The following is a 15,389-nucleotide window of genomic DNA, read 5'->3' as shown; positions in this document are numbered from 1 at the left end:
GACCACTGTGTATACCATCAGCACGGGTCGATCGGAAAAGATGATCGACCCCTACGGTTTAGGGTGAGCACGGTGCCGTAGGGGCTGCCCCTCTGTTTCGGACAACCCGTTTACAGCAAATGCCTGATCCCGTAGGGGCTGACCTTCTGTTTCGGTCAGCCCGCAGGTACCGAAAATTTAATAACTGCTCACTTCCGACAGCAGACGTAAATCGTCATCTTTCAACGTCAATACCGCCGCTTTTGCCAGCTCATCAACCTGTGCCAGTGACGTGGCACTGACAATCGGCGCGGTAATTGACGGACGGGCAATCTGCCACGCCAGCGCGACCTGCGAAGGCGAAGCATGGTGGGCTTCTGCCACCTGTACCAGCGCGTTCACAATCTTCAGACCACGATCGTTCAGATACTTCTCTACCACGCCCTGACCGCGAGCACTTTTGGCGGCATCTGCTTTACTGCGGTACTTCCCGCTGAGGAAGCCGCTGGCCAGAGAATAGTAGTTAATCACCCCAAGACCGTGCTCTTTCGCGGCCTGCTCCAGCCCGCTTTCATAGCCTGCGCGATCGTAAAGGTTGTACTCCGGCTGCAGAGTTTCATAACGCGCCAGCCCATTTTCGGCACTGATTTTCAGCGCCTCTCTCAGGCGGTCATCAGAATAATTTGAGGCACCGATGGCACGGACCTTACCTTCTTTAATCAGCGCGTCAAAGGTCGCCAGCGTCTCCTGCAATGGCGTATCCGCATCGTCTCGATGCGCCTGATACAGGTCAATATAATCCGTTTGCAGACGCGCCAGCGAAGCATCGACGGCCTGACGAATATAGTTCGGCGCCAGACCGGTTTTTCCGTCACCCATATCCATACCCACTTTGGTCGCCAGCACGATTTTGTCGCGCTTACCGCTTTTTTTCAGCCAGTTGCCAATAATGACTTCCGATTCACCCCCTTGGTTACCGGGTGCCCAGCGTGAATACACATCAGCGGTATCAATAAAATACAGCCCTTTCTCCACCAGCGCGTCGAGCAGAGAAAACGAGGTCTTTTCGTCAATGGTCCAGCCGAACACATTGCCGCCGAACGTCAGCGTCGGAACCTGGATCGCCGAACGGCCCAGTTGGCGATGTTCTAAAGTACTCATAATGATTCTCCTGATTGGAAGCCAATAAAACAGGGCATAAGTCTAACAAAGAACCCGGAACAGGCTTGGTTCAATAATGGTAATGAATTTGCGAGAAGTGATTAAAATCATTTCATGCCCACGCGACAGCGTATCGCTAACCCGTTATTCTTAATTCCTTCATTTTTCAGCGGTTGAAGTTCGCTATTCTTATAAGATTCGGGGCACTTTTTTGTCCTGCCTGGGTATTCACCAGATTCACTGAGAGCAAAAAAAACATGAAAACACCGCGTCGTTTCCCTCTAATCCCTCTGGTTATCGCGGTTGCGTTGATCGCGGGTGGCGGTTACTGGTGGCACAGCCACAGTAGCGCTGCCCAGGCACAGCCTGCCGAAGGCGCACAGCAATCCCGTGGCAAAGGTAACCGCGGCGGTGGGCGGCACGGTGGCGCGATGGGCGCCGCGATGGCTCCGGTCCAGGCCGCCGACGCCGTTCGTCAGAGCGTGCCGCAGTATCTTTCCGGGTTGGGCACCGTGACGGCGGCAAACACCGTTACACTGCGCAGCCGCGTCGATGGCGATCTGATCGCCATCCACTTTAACGAAGGCCAGGAAGTGAAAGCCGGGCAACTGCTGGCGGAGATCGACCCGCGCCCTTATCAAGTCGCACTGATTCAGGCCGAAGGACAGCTGGCAAAAAGTAAAGCCACGCTGGCGAATGCACGCCGCGATCTGGCGCGCTATGAGAAGCTGGCGAAAACCAGCCTGGTCTCACAGCAGGAGCTGGATACCCAGCGTTCGCTGCTCAGTGAAACCCTGGGCACCATCAAAGCCGATGAAGGCAGCGTAGCCAGCGCCCGGCTCAACCTCACCTACAGCCGCGTGACGTCACCGATTGACGGACGCGTGGGCCTGAAGCAGGTCGATATTGGTAACTATGTCAGCAGCGGCGACACCACCGGCATTGTGGTGATCGCGCAAACGCATCCCATCGACCTGATCTTCAGCCTGCCGGAAAATGATATTTCCGCCATCCTCAGCGCGCAAAAACAGGGCGCAGTGCCGGTAGAAGCCTGGGATCGCAGCAATAAAACGCGGCTGACCACCGGGGCGCTATTGAGCCTGGATAACCAGATTGATACCACCACCGGCACCGTCAAGCTGAAAGCACGCTTCGACAATCAGGACGACCGCCTGTTTCCCAATCAGTTTGTAAACGCCCGCCTGAAGGTCAGCACCTTGCAGGATGCGATTGTCATCCCGGCCGCTGCGTTGCAAATGGGCAACGAGGGCAGCTTTGTCTGGGTGGTCAACAGTGACAACAAGGTCAGTAAGAAAGTCGTCACAATTGAATTCCAGGACAGCGAAAAAGTGGTGATTAAAGCCGGGCTGGAAGCCGGTGAGAAAGTGGTGACAGACGGTATCGATCGTCTGACCGACGGTGCAACCGTGGAAGTGGTCGCCCCACAGTCCACCCTCCTGACGTCCGGTAAAGCCGCCCAACCGGCGAAGGGAGCCAGCGACTGATGCAGGTCATGCCCCAAACACCAGGCGGAGGTCCATCCCGCCAGTTTATTCTACGCCCGGTCGCCACGACGCTGCTGATGATCGCCATTTTGCTGGCGGGGATTATCGGCTATCGCGCCCTGCCCGTCTCGGCGCTGCCTGAGGTCGACTATCCGACCATTCAGGTGGTTACACTGTATCCTGGGGCCAGCCCGGATGTGGTGACATCGGCGATTACCGCGCCGCTGGAGCGCCAGTTTGGTCAGATGTCTGGCCTGAAACAGATGGCTTCGCAGAGTTCCGGCGGTGCTTCGGTGGTCACCCTTCAGTTCCAGCTGACGCTGCCGCTGGATGTGGCCGAGCAGGAAGTGCAGGCCGCGATCAACGCCGCCACCAACCTGCTGCCGTCCGACCTGCCTAACCCGCCGGTTTACAGCAAGGTTAATCCGGCCGATCCCCCGATCATGACCCTCGCCGTCACCACCACCAGCCTGCCAATGACTCAGGTCGCCGATATGGTGGAAACCCGTGTGGCGCAGAAAATATCGCAGGTTTCCGGTGTCGGGCTGGTGACTCTCTCCGGCGGTCAACGCCCGGCCGTACGGGTGAAACTGAACGCTCAGGCGCTGGCGGCAATGAATATCACCAGTGAAACGGTGCGAACCGCCATCAGCAATGCCAACGTCAACTCAGCAAAAGGTAGCCTGGATGGCCCGGAACGCTCGATTACGCTCTCCGCCAACGACCAGATCAAAACCGCCGAAGGCTATCGCCAGCTGATTGTCAGTTTCCAGAACGGCGCACCGGTGCGGCTCGGGGATGTGGCAACCGTCGAGCAAGGCGCTGAAAATAGTTGGCTCGGGGCCTGGGCTAACCGCCAGCCTGCGATTGTGCTGAATATCCAGCGTCAGCCGGGGGCAAATATTATCGCCACCGCAGACAATATTCGTCAGATGCTGCCCGCCCTCACCGCCTCTCTGCCCAAGTCCGTGGACGTGAAGCTGCTGACCGATCGTACCACCAATATCCGTGCTTCCGTCCACGACGTACAGTTTGAACTGCTGCTGGCACTGGCGCTGGTGGTGATGATTATTTATCTGTTCCTGCGTAACGTCGCGGCAACGATTATTCCCGCCGTGGCCGTGCCGCTGTCGCTGGTGGGCACCTTTGCGGTGATGTATTTCTTCGGTTTCTCGGTCAACAACCTGACGCTGATGGCGCTGACTATCGCCACCGGCTTCGTGGTCGATGATGCCATCGTGGTGATCGAAAACATTTCACGCTATATCGAAAAAGGCGAAAAACCGCTGACGGCCGCGCTGAAAGGGGCGGGTGAAATTGGCTTCACGATTATTTCTCTGACCTTCTCGCTGATTGCAGTACTGATCCCGCTGCTGTTTATGGGGGATATTGTTGGCCGCCTGTTCCGCGAGTTTGCCATCACCCTGGCGGTGGCGATCCTGATCTCGGCCATTGTGTCGCTGACGCTGACGCCGATGATGTGCGCGCGCATGTTAAGCGTTGAGTCTTTGCGCAAACAGAACCGTTTTTCGCGTGCCAGTGAAGCCATCTTCGAACGGATTATTGCCCGCTACGGCCGCCTGTTGCAGAAGGTTCTGAAACATCAGTGGCTGACGCTGGGTGTCGCCTTCGGCACCATGGCGCTTACCGTGCTGCTGTGGCTGGTGATCCCCAAAGGCTTCTTCCCGCTGCAGGATAACGGCATTATTCAGGGGACCATTCAGGCTCCGCAGTCGGTTTCTTACAGCAATATGGCGCAGCGCCAGCAGGAAGTCGCGTCGGTGATCATGAAGGACCCGGCGGTCCAGAGCCTGACCTCCTTCGTGGGTGTGGACGGCACCAACGCCGCGCTAAACAGCGGCAGACTGCAAATCAACCTGAAACCGCTGGATGAACGTGACGACCGCATCCCGGTGGTGATTGCCCGCCTGCAACAGCAGACGGCGAAAATCCCCGGCATTAACCTCTGGCTGCAACCGGTGCAGGACCTGACGATTGATACGCAGGCCAGCCGCACTCAGTATCAGTTCACGTTGCAGGCCGGATCGCTGGACTCTTTGAGCCTTTGGGTGCCGAAATTGCAGGCCGAACTGGCCACGCGGCCGGAACTGAAAGAAGTCAGCAGCGACTGGCAGGATCAGGGGCTGGAAGCCTATATCCGCGTTGATCGTGACAGCGCCAGCCGCCTCGGCATCTCACTGGCCGATGTGGATAACGCGCTGTATAACGCCTTTGGTCAGCGGCTGGTATCGACCATTTATACCCAGGCCAATCAGTACCGCGTGGTGCTGGAGCATGACACGGCAGCCACACCGGGCCTGGCCGCACTGCAATCCATTCGTCTGAACAGCACCGATGGCGGCAGCGTGCCACTCAGCGCCATTGCCAGCGTTGAGCAGCGTCATGGCGCATTGAGCATCAATCACCTCGACCAGTTCCCGTCCACCACCTTCTCGTTTAACGTCAGCGAGGGTTATTCGCTGGAGCAGGCGGTGAATGCCATCACCCAGGCGGAAAAAGATCTCTCAATGCCGTCTGAAATCATGACGCAGTTCCAGGGCAGCACCCTCGCCTTCCAGGCCGCGCTCTCCAGTACGGTGTGGCTGATTGTGGCGGCAGTTGTCGCGATGTATATCGTGCTCGGCGTGCTGTATGAGAGCCTGATCCACCCGGTGACAATCCTCTCCACGCTGCCGACGGCGGGCGTCGGCGCACTGCTGGCACTGTTGCTGAGCGGCAGTGAGCTGGATGTGATTGCTATCATCGGCATTATTCTGCTGATTGGTATCGTCAAAAAGAACGCCATCATGATGATCGACTTCGCCCTGGCGGCGGAACGTGAACAGGGCATGACGCCGTATGAGGCTATCTATCAGGCCTGTCTGCTACGTTTCCGTCCGATCCTGATGACCACCCTGGCCGCACTGTTTGGTGCCCTGCCGCTGATGCTGAGCACCGGGGTCGGTGCAGAACTGCGCCGTCCGTTGGGCACCGCGATGGTCGGCGGGCTGATTGTCAGTCAGGTGCTGACGCTGTTTACCACGCCAGTGATCTACCTGCTGTTTGATCGTCTGTCGCGCGCAACCCGCCGCCTGGCACGTCGGGAGGCAGAGTGAAATTTTTCGCCCTGTTTATTCATCGTCCCATCGCCACCAGCCTGCTGACCGTGGCGATCCTGCTGGCGGGGATCCTCGGTTTCCGTCTGCTGCCGGTCTCCCCGCTGCCGCAGGTGGATTTTCCGGTGATCGTGGTCAGCGCCTCGCTGCCGGGTGCCTCGCCGGAAACCATGGCGTCCTCCGTTGCCACGCCGCTGGAGCGTGCGCTGGGCCGGGTTGCCGGGATCAGTGAAATGACCTCTACCAGTTCGCTTGGCAGCACGCGGATTATCCTGGTGTTTGACTTCGAACGCGATATCAACGGCGCGGCACGCGATGTACAGGGGGCGATCAATGCTGCCCAGAGCCTGCTGCCGACCGGGATGCCCAGCCGACCGACCTACCGCAAAGCTAACCCATCTGATGCGCCAATTATGATCATGACGCTGACCTCAGACAGCTGGTCGCCGGGTCAGCTGTATGACTACGCCTCTACGCAGCTGGCGCAAAAACTGTCGCAAATCGACGGAGTGGGCGATGTCACCATCGGCGGCAGCTCCCTGCCTGCGGTGCGTGTGGCACTGAATCCACAAGCGCTGTTCCATCAGGGCGTCTCGCTGGATGCGGTACGAACCGCCATCGCCAGCGCCAACGTGCGTAAGCCTCAAGGTGCCGTTGAAGATAATCACCAGCGCTGGTGGCTGAAAACCAACGATGAACTCCAAACCGCCGCCGAATACCAGCCATTAGTGGTGCATTACAACAACGGTGCAGCGGTGCGCTTGCAGGACGTTGCCACGGTCACCGACTCGGTCGAGGATGTGCGCAACGCCGGGATGTCTAACGCCCGCCCGGCCATTCTGGTGCTGATCCGTAAAGCGCCGGAAGCCAATATCATTGATACCGTTGACCGCATACGTGGAAAAATCCCTGAGTTAAGCCAGATTATTCCCGCCTCGATCCAGCTGGAAGTGGCACAGGACCGCTCTCCGACCATTCGTGCTTCGCTGCACGAGGTGGAGCAGTCGCTGGCAATCTCCGTGGGTCTGGTGATCCTGGTGGTGTTTGCCTTCCTGCGCTCCGGCCGTGCCACGCTGATCCCGGCGGTGGCCGTACCGGTGTCGTTGATCGGTACCTTTGCCGCCATGTATCTGTGTGGCTTCAGTCTGAACAACCTGTCGCTGATGGCGCTGACCGTGGCGACCGGTTTTGTCGTCGACGATGCGATTGTGGTGCTGGAGAATATTTCGCGCCATATTGAGGCCGGCATGAAGCCGCTTCAGGCATCGTTACAGGGGGTGCGCGAGGTCGGGTTCACCGTGGTGTCGATGAGCATTTCGCTGGTGGCGGTGTTTATTCCGCTGCTGATGCTCGGCGGCATTATTGGCCGTTTTTTCAGAGAGTTTGCCGTCACACTCTCGGTGGCCATCGCCATCTCCCTGGTGATATCCATCACCCTGACACCGATGATGTGTGCCTGGCTGCTGCGTAATAAACCCCAACATGCGCAGCCGCGTATTCGCGGTTTTGGCCGCGTGCTGCTGGCGGTACAACAGGGCTACGGCCGCACCCTGCACCGGGTGATGGACCACGCACGCTGGACGCTACTGGTGTTTCTCGCCACCATCGGGCTGACCATTTATCTGTATATTTCCATCCCGAAAACCTTTATGCCGGAGCAGGACACCGGGCGTCTGATGGGCTTTATTCAGGCCGACCAGAGCATCTCGTTCCAGTCGATGCGCGGCAAGCTGGAAGACTTTATGCGCATCGTCCACGCCGATCCGGCAGTGGAAAGCGTGGTGGGCTTTACCGGTGGTTCGCGCACCAATAGCGGCTCGATGTTTATCTCACTGAAGCCGCTCAGTGAGCGCAGCGAAAACTCGCAGCAGGTGATCGCCCGCCTGCGCGGCAAGCTGGCAAAAGAACCGGGTGCCAACCTGTTTCTGATGGCGGTGCAGGATATTCGCGTCGGCGGGCGTGAGTCTAATGCCGGATATCAGTACACGCTGCTGTCAGACAACCTGGATGATTTGCGTGAGTGGGAGCCGAAAATCCGCCGCGCCTTTGCCGCCCTGCCCGAGCTGGCTGATGTGAACTCAGACCAGGAAGATAAAGGCTCAGAGATGGCGCTGACCTACGATCGTGCCAGCATGTCCCGGCTTGGCATTGATGTCGCCGACGTCAATAACCTGCTGAATAACGCCTTCGGACAGCGGCAGATCTCCACCATTTATCAGCCGCTAAACCAGTACAAAGTGGTGATGGAGGTCGATCCGCGCTACACCCAGGATATCAGCGCCCTCAACCAGATGTATGTGATCAACAGCGAGGGGAAATCTATTCCGCTCTCCTCGTTTGCCAAATGGCAGCCCGCGAACTCGCCGCTGTCGGTCAATCATCAGGGATTATCTGCCGCCTCCACCGTGTCCTTTAACCTGCCGGAAGGGGTGTCGCTGTCGCAGGCCTCAGCAGCCATTGACCGTAGCGTCACCTCGCTGGGTGTACCGTCCAGCGTGCGCGGCAGTTTTTCCGGCACGGCCGCGGTGTTTGAGCAAACGCAAAGCAGCCAGCTGTGGCTGATTGTGGCGGCGATTGCCACCGTGTATATCGTGCTGGGGATCCTGTATGAAAGCTACGTCCATCCGCTGACTATCCTCTCCACCCTGCCCTCAGCAGGGGTCGGCGCGCTGCTGGCACTGGAGCTGTTTAATGCGCCGTTCAGCCTGATCGCGCTGATTGGCATCCTGCTGCTAATCGGCATCGTGAAGAAAAACGCCATTATGATGGTCGACTTCGCGCTGGACGCCCAGCGCAACGGCGGGATGACGGCGCGCGATGCGATATTCCAGGCCAGCCTGCTGCGCTTCCGCCCGATTATGATGACCACCCTTGCCGCGCTCTTTGGTGCGCTGCCGCTGGTGCTGACCAGCGGTGACGGTGCTGAACTGCGCCAGCCGCTGGGGATCACCATTGTCGGCGGGCTGGTCATGAGCCAGCTCCTGACGCTGTACACCACCCCGGTGGTCTATATGTACATGGACAAACTGCGGCGTAAACCGCGCTTCGATGCCGTCACCGGGGAAAGCTGATGCCATGACCGCCCCTCCCGCCTCCGTACGCTGGCAACTGTGGATTGTTGCCCTCGGCTTCTTTATGCAGACGCTGGATACCACCATCGTCAATACGGCGCTGCCGTCGATGGCGGCCAGCCTGCATCAAAGCCCGCTGAATATGCATTCGGTGATTGTCTCCTACGTGCTGACGGTGGCCGTGATGCTGCCGATCAGCGGCTGGCTGGCAGACCGCTTCGGGGTGCGTAATGTGTTCTTCAGCGCCATTGTGCTGTTCAGCGTCGGCTCGCTCTGCTGTGCGCTCTCCACCACGCTGGACCAGCTGATTCTGTCACGCGTATTGCAGGGCATCGGCGGAGCCATGATGGTGCCGGTGGGTCGCTTAACGGTGATGAAGCTGGTGCCGCGCGCCGAATATATGGCCGCGATGACCTTCGTTACCCTGCCGGGGCAAATTGGCCCGCTGCTCGGCCCGGCGCTGGGCGGTGTGCTGGTCGAGTACGCCAGCTGGCACTGGATTTTCCTGATCAACATCCCGGTCGGCATTATCGGGGCGATTGCCACGCTCACATTAATGTCAAACTTTACCCTGCAAACCCGGCGCTTCGATTTTACCGGCTATCTTCTGCTGGCAGCCGGGATGGCGACTCTGACGCTGGCACTCGACGGCCAGCGCGGTAGCGGGATGTCCCCGCTGCTGCTGTGCCTGCTGATCCTTTGCGGCGTCTTCAGCCTGCTGTTTTATCTGCTGCATGCGCGTAACAATGAAAGCGCACTGTTCAGCCTGAAACTGTTCGACAATCGCATCTATTCTATTGGCCTGATTGGCAGCCTGACCGGACGTATCGGCAGCGGTATGCTGCCGTTTATGACACCCATTTTCCTGCAAATCGGCATGGGTTACAGCCCGCTGCACGCCGGGTTAATGATGATCCCGATGGTGCTGGGCAATATGGGCATGAAGCGCATCGTGGTACAGATCGTCAACCGCTTTGGCTACCGCCATGTGCTGATGGGTTCAACGCTGGCGCTGGCCCTGGTGGTGGTGCTGTTCCCTGCCGTGGCGCTGATGGGCTGGCACGCCCTGCTGCCTGTCGTGCTGTTTTTACAGGGGATGGTCAACGCTATCCGCTTCTCTGCCATGAATACGCTGACGCTGAAAGAGCTGCCTGACGACCTTACCAGCAGCGGTAACAGCCTGCTGTCGATGGTGATGCAGCTGTCGATGAGTATCGGCGTGACCGTGGCCGGGCTGCTGCTGGGCACCTTCGCCCAGGGAACGGTGAGCGTCGGCCCGCAAATCGCCGAGACATTTATCTATACCTGGCTGTGTATGGCGCTGATCATCGCCCTGCCGGTCTTTGTTTTCTGGCGTGTCCCCAAAGAGACGTCCCCTAATACGCTTCCGGCGCGCAGGAGAAAGCCTTAATGCTGGCAAAATTACGTATCGGCATCACCGCCAAGCTTTTCGCGGCAATCTTCTCCACTTGTATGCTGGTGCTGATCACCATGCACTGGGGCGTCCGTCTGAGCTTCGAACACGGTTTTATCGACTATATCAAACGCGGCAATGAGCAGCGGCTGACGCTGCTGGGCGATGCGCTGGCCGATCAGTATGAACAACATGGCAACTGGGATTTCCTGCGTAACAACAACAAGCTGGTGTTCAATATCCTGCGCTCGCTGGAGCAAAACCCGGATGCCAATAATCAGCTCCCGCCGCACGGCTGGCGCACCCAGTTCTGGATTATCGACCAGCAGTATAAAGTGATGATTGGCCCGCGCGCACCGGTGCCGCAGGAGGGTTCCCGCCGCAGTATTACCACCAGCAACGGCAAGGTGGTCGGCTGGGTGATTGGCTCCCCATCTGAGCGCCTGACGCGCAGCGCCGACATTAATTTCGATCAGCAGCAGAATCGCACCAGCTGGATGATCGTCGGTCTGACCATGCTGCTGGCCGCCGCCGTCACCTGGCTGCTGTCACGCGGGCTACTGGCACCGGTCAAGCGCCTGGTGGAAGGAACGCATCACCTCGCGACCGGGAATTTTACCAGCCGGGTGCAGGCCTCCAGCCGCGATGAGCTGGGCAGGCTGGCGCAGGACTTTAACCGCCTCGCCAACACGCTGGAGAAAAATGAAAAAATGCGCCGTGCGTTTATGGCCGATATCTCCCACGAGCTGCGCACGCCGCTGGCGATCCTGCGCGGCGAACTGGAGGCGATTCAGGACGGGGTGCGTAAACTGACCCCGGAGTCGATTGTCTCCTTACAGGGCGAGGTCGCCACGCTGACCAAACTGGTGGACGATGTTCATCAGCTGTCGCTGTCGGATGAAGGGGCGCTGGCCTATCGCAAAACCGAGACCGACCTCGTCCCGCTGCTGGAACTGGTGTCCGGCAATTTCCGCCATCGTTTTGCACAACACCCGCTGAACCTGACGCTGACGTTACCCGACCAGGCCCCCCAGTTTGGCGACCCGGACCGTCTGATGCAGCTGTTCACCAACCTGATGGAAAACAGCCTGCGCTATACCGATCCCGGCGGCACTCTGCATATCACGCTGCAACAGCGCGCGAATGCCAATGTGCTGCACTTTGATGACAGCGCTCCGGGCATCAGCGATGAACAGCGGGTGCAGATTTTTGAGCGCTTCTTCCGCGCTGAAGGCTCGCGTAATCGCGCCAGTGGTGGCTCCGGACTGGGGCTGGCTATCTGCCATAATATTGTTGAAGCGCATGACGGCACCATTGTTGCGGATCACTCCGATGCAGGTGGCGTGCGAATTACGGTACACTTGCCGTATAAGACTCACTGACAATGGCGACCCTACTATGACGCTCGACACGCCCGCTCCGCTGATTTTAATCGTTGAAGACGAACCCAAACTCGGCCAACTGATGATCGATTACCTGCAGGCCGCTAACTTTCGTACCCATCATCTGCTGCGCGGTGATGAAGTGCTCGGATGGGTAAAACAGCATTCACCCGACCTGGTGCTGCTGGATCTGATGTTGCCAGGGCTGGACGGTTTATCCGTGTGCCGCGAGCTGCGCGGTTTCTCTGACCTGCCTGTGGTGATGGTCACGGCAAAGATTGAAGAGATTGACCGCCTGCTCGGCCTGGAAATTGGCGCTGATGACTACATCTGTAAGCCGTTCAGCCCGCGTGAAGTGGTGGCGCGTGTTAAAACCATTCTTAAACGCTGCCAGCGCACCCCGGAAGAAGCCCGGCAGGTTTCGCTGCTGAAGGTAGATGAAAATCGCTTCCAGGCGAGCTGGGACGATAAACCCCTCGATCTGACGCCTGCGGAGTTCCGTCTGTTGAAAACCCTGGCCCAGGAACCGGGCAAAGTGTTCTCACGCGAGCAGTTGCTGAATCATCTGTATGACGACTATCGCGTGGTGACTGACCGTACGATCGACAGCCACATTAAGAACCTGCGCCGCAAGCTGGAATTGCTGGATGCCGACCAGCCGTTTATCCGTGCCGTCTACGGCATGGGATATCGCTGGGAAGCAGATATCTGTCGTTTGATGTAGATCAATTTCCCCAGACAATCACCGCCTTACAATCCCCGCCAGATAAAATACCGGGCGAGGCATGCCTCGCCCCTACGTTATTTGTAGAAATCAGGCATGCCCCCGCCCTGCGTTATTTGTAGGGGTCAGGCATGCCTGACCCGTGCCGCACAGAAACCACCATCACCGCAATATCTGACCTGACATCAGACTGAGAACACAATGAACAAACCGGAACTGCTTTCTCCGGCCGGTACACTGAAAAATATGCGTTACGCTTTTGCGTATGGCGCAGATGCCGTGTATGCCGGTCAGCCTCGCTACAGCCTGCGCGTGCGCAATAACGAATTCAACCATGAAAATCTGGCAACGGGCATTAATGAAGCCCATGCGCTCGGAAAAAAATTCTACGTTGTGGTGAATATCGCGCCGCACAACGCCAAGCTGAAAACCTTTATTCGTGACCTGAAACCGGTGATTGATATGCAGCCGGATGCGCTGATCATGTCCGATCCCGGACTGATCATGCTGGTGCGCGAAGCCTTCCCGCAGATGGACATCCATTTGTCGGTCCAGGCCAACGCAGTCAACTGGGCCACGGTGAAGTTCTGGCAGCAGATGGGGCTGACAAGGGTGATTCTGTCACGCGAACTGTCACTGGAAGAGATCGCGGAGATCCGTCAGCAGGTGCCGGAGATGGAGCTGGAAATTTTCGTACACGGCGCACTCTGCATGGCCTACTCTGGCCGCTGCCTGCTTTCCGGTTACATCAACAAACGCGACCCGAATCAGGGGACCTGCACGAATGCCTGCCGCTGGGAATATAACGTCCAGGAAGGCAAAGAAGATGCAATTGGCAATATTGTGCATCGCCAGCAGCCGATTGCCGTGCAGAATGTCGAGCCGACGCTGGGTGCCGGGCAGCCAACGGACAAAGTGTTTATGATCGAAGAGGCCATGCGCCCTGGCGAGTATATGACCGCCTTCGAAGATGAACACGGCACTTATATTATGAATTCGAAAGATCTGCGTGCGGTGGCGCACGTTGAGCGTCTGACGCAAATGGGCATTCACTCGCTGAAAATTGAAGGACGCACCAAATCCTTCTACTACTGCGCGCGTACCGCTCAGGTCTATCGCCGCGCCATTGACGATGCCGCCGCCGGGAAGCCTTTCGACCCTGCCCTGCTGGAAACGCTGGAAGGCCTGGCGCATCGTGGTTATACAGAAGGCTTCCTGCGCCGTCATACACACGACAGCTATCAGAGCTATGACGCAGGCTACTCGGTATCCGATCGCCAGCAGTTTGTCGGTGAGTTTACCGGTGAACGCCGTGGTGCGCTGGCGCAGGTGGATGTGAAGAATAAGTTTAGCGTCGGCGACAGCCTGGAACTGATGTCCCCAGCGGGAAATATCAACTTCACCCTGACGCAGATGGAAAATGGCAAAGCGCAGCCGATTGACGTGGCGCCGGGCAATGGTCATCTGGTGTGGCTGCCGCTGCCGGAAGAGATGGATCTGCAGTATGCCCTGCTGATGCGTAACCTCGCCGGCACCACCACCCGCAATCCGCATGCGGTAGAGTTGGCGAAAGAAGTTACATGATGTTACTGATATTAGAATGCGATCACATTACCATCTCATTAACTTCGTTAAGATGCTCCCGCTCCTAACGAACAAATCCAAATAGCATTATATGACCCATAGATTTTGCGGCGCAGTAAGGCGGCAAGTGAACGAATCCCCCGGAGCTTACACTAGTAAGTGACTGGGGTGAGTAAACGCAGCCAACGCCACTGCGGCGTAAAAGATAGGGTCAGATACCACCTTATTCGGCCCACACGGCTCCCCCGTGAGGGTCATTTCTTTTTTAGTCCCCTCGATTTTTTCAGAAAACTCCGCGCTTTTTCGACCTGAGGTAACCCTCTGCGGCAGGGTATGCTATATGTTGATGCAAACCGCAAACGCCTTCAGGGATCAAAAATGGAAAAACATTCACTTACGCTGGCAATCTTAAATGGTAAAAGCGCAGGCAATGAAGCGCTGCGTGAGGCCATAACGACACTGCGCGATGAGGGCTTCCCGCTGGAAGTGCGCGTGACCTGGGAGCACGGTGACGGCGAACGCTACGTGCGCGAAGCGGTGGCATTGCAGGCTGAAACCGTGATTGCCGCTGGCGGCGATGGCACCATTAACGAAGTGGCGACAGCGCTCGCCGGATTATCGCCTGAATGCCGTCCTGTGCTGGGCCTGGTGCCGCTGGGTACCGCCAATGACTTTGCCACCAGCGTAGGTATCCCGATGGAGATGGAAAACGCACTGCGTCTTGCCATCCAGGGGAAAGCCACGGCCATTGACCTCGCGCGGGTGAATAACGATCGCTACTTTATCAATATGGCGACTGGCGGGTTCGGTACGCGCATTACCACTGAAACCCCGGAAAAACTGAAATCCGCACTGGGTGGCGTCTCCTACTTTATTCATGGGCTGATGCGCATGGATACCCTGAAAGCCGACAGCTGCACGCTGGAAGGCCCGGATTTTCACTGGCAGGGAGACGCGCTGGTGATCGGTATTGGCAATGGTCGTCAGGCGGGCGGCGGTCAGCGCCTGTGCCCAACGGCGCTGATTAACGATGGCAAACTGGAACTGAGCATCGCCACATCGCAGGAGCTGTTACCGACGCTGGTGCATAAACTGACCAGTAACGAAGAAAACCCGAATCTGATCACCGCCTCGCTGCCGTGGCTGACTATTCGCGCGCCAAACGAGATGACCTTTAATCTCGATGGTGAACCCCTGAGCGGGACAGAATTTCGCATTGAGGTCATGCCGGATGCGCTGGAATGCCGTCTGCCGCCATCCTGTGAATTACTGGCATAATATTTCCTGCTCAATACTTCGTTCACCCTGCCGTTATCCGCGCCAGGGTGAATTTTTGCGGCATGTCTCCAAAATAATCAACAATCCGGCCTGATTAGAGGAAATCATTAAACGTTGTCGTTATTATTCGGTGAAATGAAAATAGTTAAATTTTTTATTACGGATAAATAAGGCG

At 57.7% G+C, this 15,389-nt stretch carries 9 protein-coding genes; 8 read left to right on the top strand and 1 reads right to left on the bottom strand.

The genetic code is table 11. The features are described from left to right. Window positions 1–177: 177 nt before the first annotated feature. On the bottom strand, window positions 178–1,140 hold the full coding sequence (locus ACFL9S_RS10620) for an aldo/keto reductase (RefSeq protein ID WP_405261827.1): 963 nt from the start codon (window positions 1,138–1,140) through the stop codon (window positions 178–180). Between the two features lie 257 nt (window positions 1,141–1,397). Between ACFL9S_RS10620 and ACFL9S_RS10615 the strand changes: the two genes are divergently transcribed. From ACFL9S_RS10615 to yegS, 8 genes are all read left to right on the top strand, one after another. Beyond that, window positions 1,398–2,645 (top strand): MdtA/MuxA family multidrug efflux RND transporter periplasmic adaptor subunit, encoded by a 1,248-nt coding sequence (locus ACFL9S_RS10615; RefSeq protein ID WP_405261826.1) that lies wholly within the window; start codon window positions 1,398–1,400, stop codon window positions 2,643–2,645. Further along, complete coding sequence (locus ACFL9S_RS10610; RefSeq protein WP_405261825.1) at window positions 2,645–5,761, top strand: MdtB/MuxB family multidrug efflux RND transporter permease subunit; 3,117 nt, start codon at window positions 2,645–2,647, stop codon at window positions 5,759–5,761. Before ACFL9S_RS10615 ends, ACFL9S_RS10610 begins: the two co-directional genes overlap by 1 nt. Beyond that, window positions 5,758–8,832 (top strand): multidrug efflux RND transporter permease subunit MdtC, encoded by a 3,075-nt coding sequence (gene mdtC / locus ACFL9S_RS10605; protein ID WP_405261824.1) that lies wholly within the window; start codon window positions 5,758–5,760, stop codon window positions 8,830–8,832. The genes ACFL9S_RS10610 and mdtC overlap by 4 nt, the downstream gene beginning before the upstream one ends. A 4-nt stretch (window positions 8,833–8,836) precedes the next feature. Further along, complete coding sequence (mdtD, locus tag ACFL9S_RS10600) at window positions 8,837–10,243, top strand: multidrug transporter subunit MdtD (protein ID WP_405261823.1); 1,407 nt, start codon at window positions 8,837–8,839, stop codon at window positions 10,241–10,243. Next, complete coding sequence (baeS, locus tag ACFL9S_RS10595) at window positions 10,243–11,628, top strand: two-component system sensor histidine kinase BaeS (protein WP_405261822.1); 1,386 nt, start codon at window positions 10,243–10,245, stop codon at window positions 11,626–11,628. The genes mdtD and baeS overlap by 1 nt, the downstream gene beginning before the upstream one ends. A 16-nt stretch (window positions 11,629–11,644) precedes the next feature. Beyond that, a complete protein-coding gene (gene baeR, locus ACFL9S_RS10590) occupies window positions 11,645–12,352 on the top strand; it encodes a two-component system response regulator BaeR (RefSeq protein WP_159336325.1) in 708 nt (235 codons plus the stop codon). A 201-nt stretch (window positions 12,353–12,553) separates the two neighbouring features. After that, a complete protein-coding gene (gene yegQ / locus ACFL9S_RS10585) occupies window positions 12,554–13,936 on the top strand; it encodes a tRNA 5-hydroxyuridine modification protein YegQ (protein ID WP_405261821.1) in 1,383 nt (460 codons plus the stop codon). Between the two features lie 378 nt (window positions 13,937–14,314). Further along, window positions 14,315–15,214, top strand: coding sequence for a lipid kinase YegS (gene yegS / locus ACFL9S_RS10580; protein ID WP_405261820.1), 900 nt, complete (start codon window positions 14,315–14,317; stop codon window positions 15,212–15,214). Window positions 15,215–15,389 lie beyond the last annotated feature (175 nt).

The organism is Erwinia sp. AnSW2-5 (assembly GCF_045107195.1).
In the GTDB taxonomy this organism is placed as follows: Bacteria; Pseudomonadota; Gammaproteobacteria; order Enterobacterales; family Enterobacteriaceae; genus Erwinia.
The sequence above is the reverse complement of the archived record's forward strand: the minus strand, read 5'-3'. Positions and strand labels throughout refer to the sequence as shown.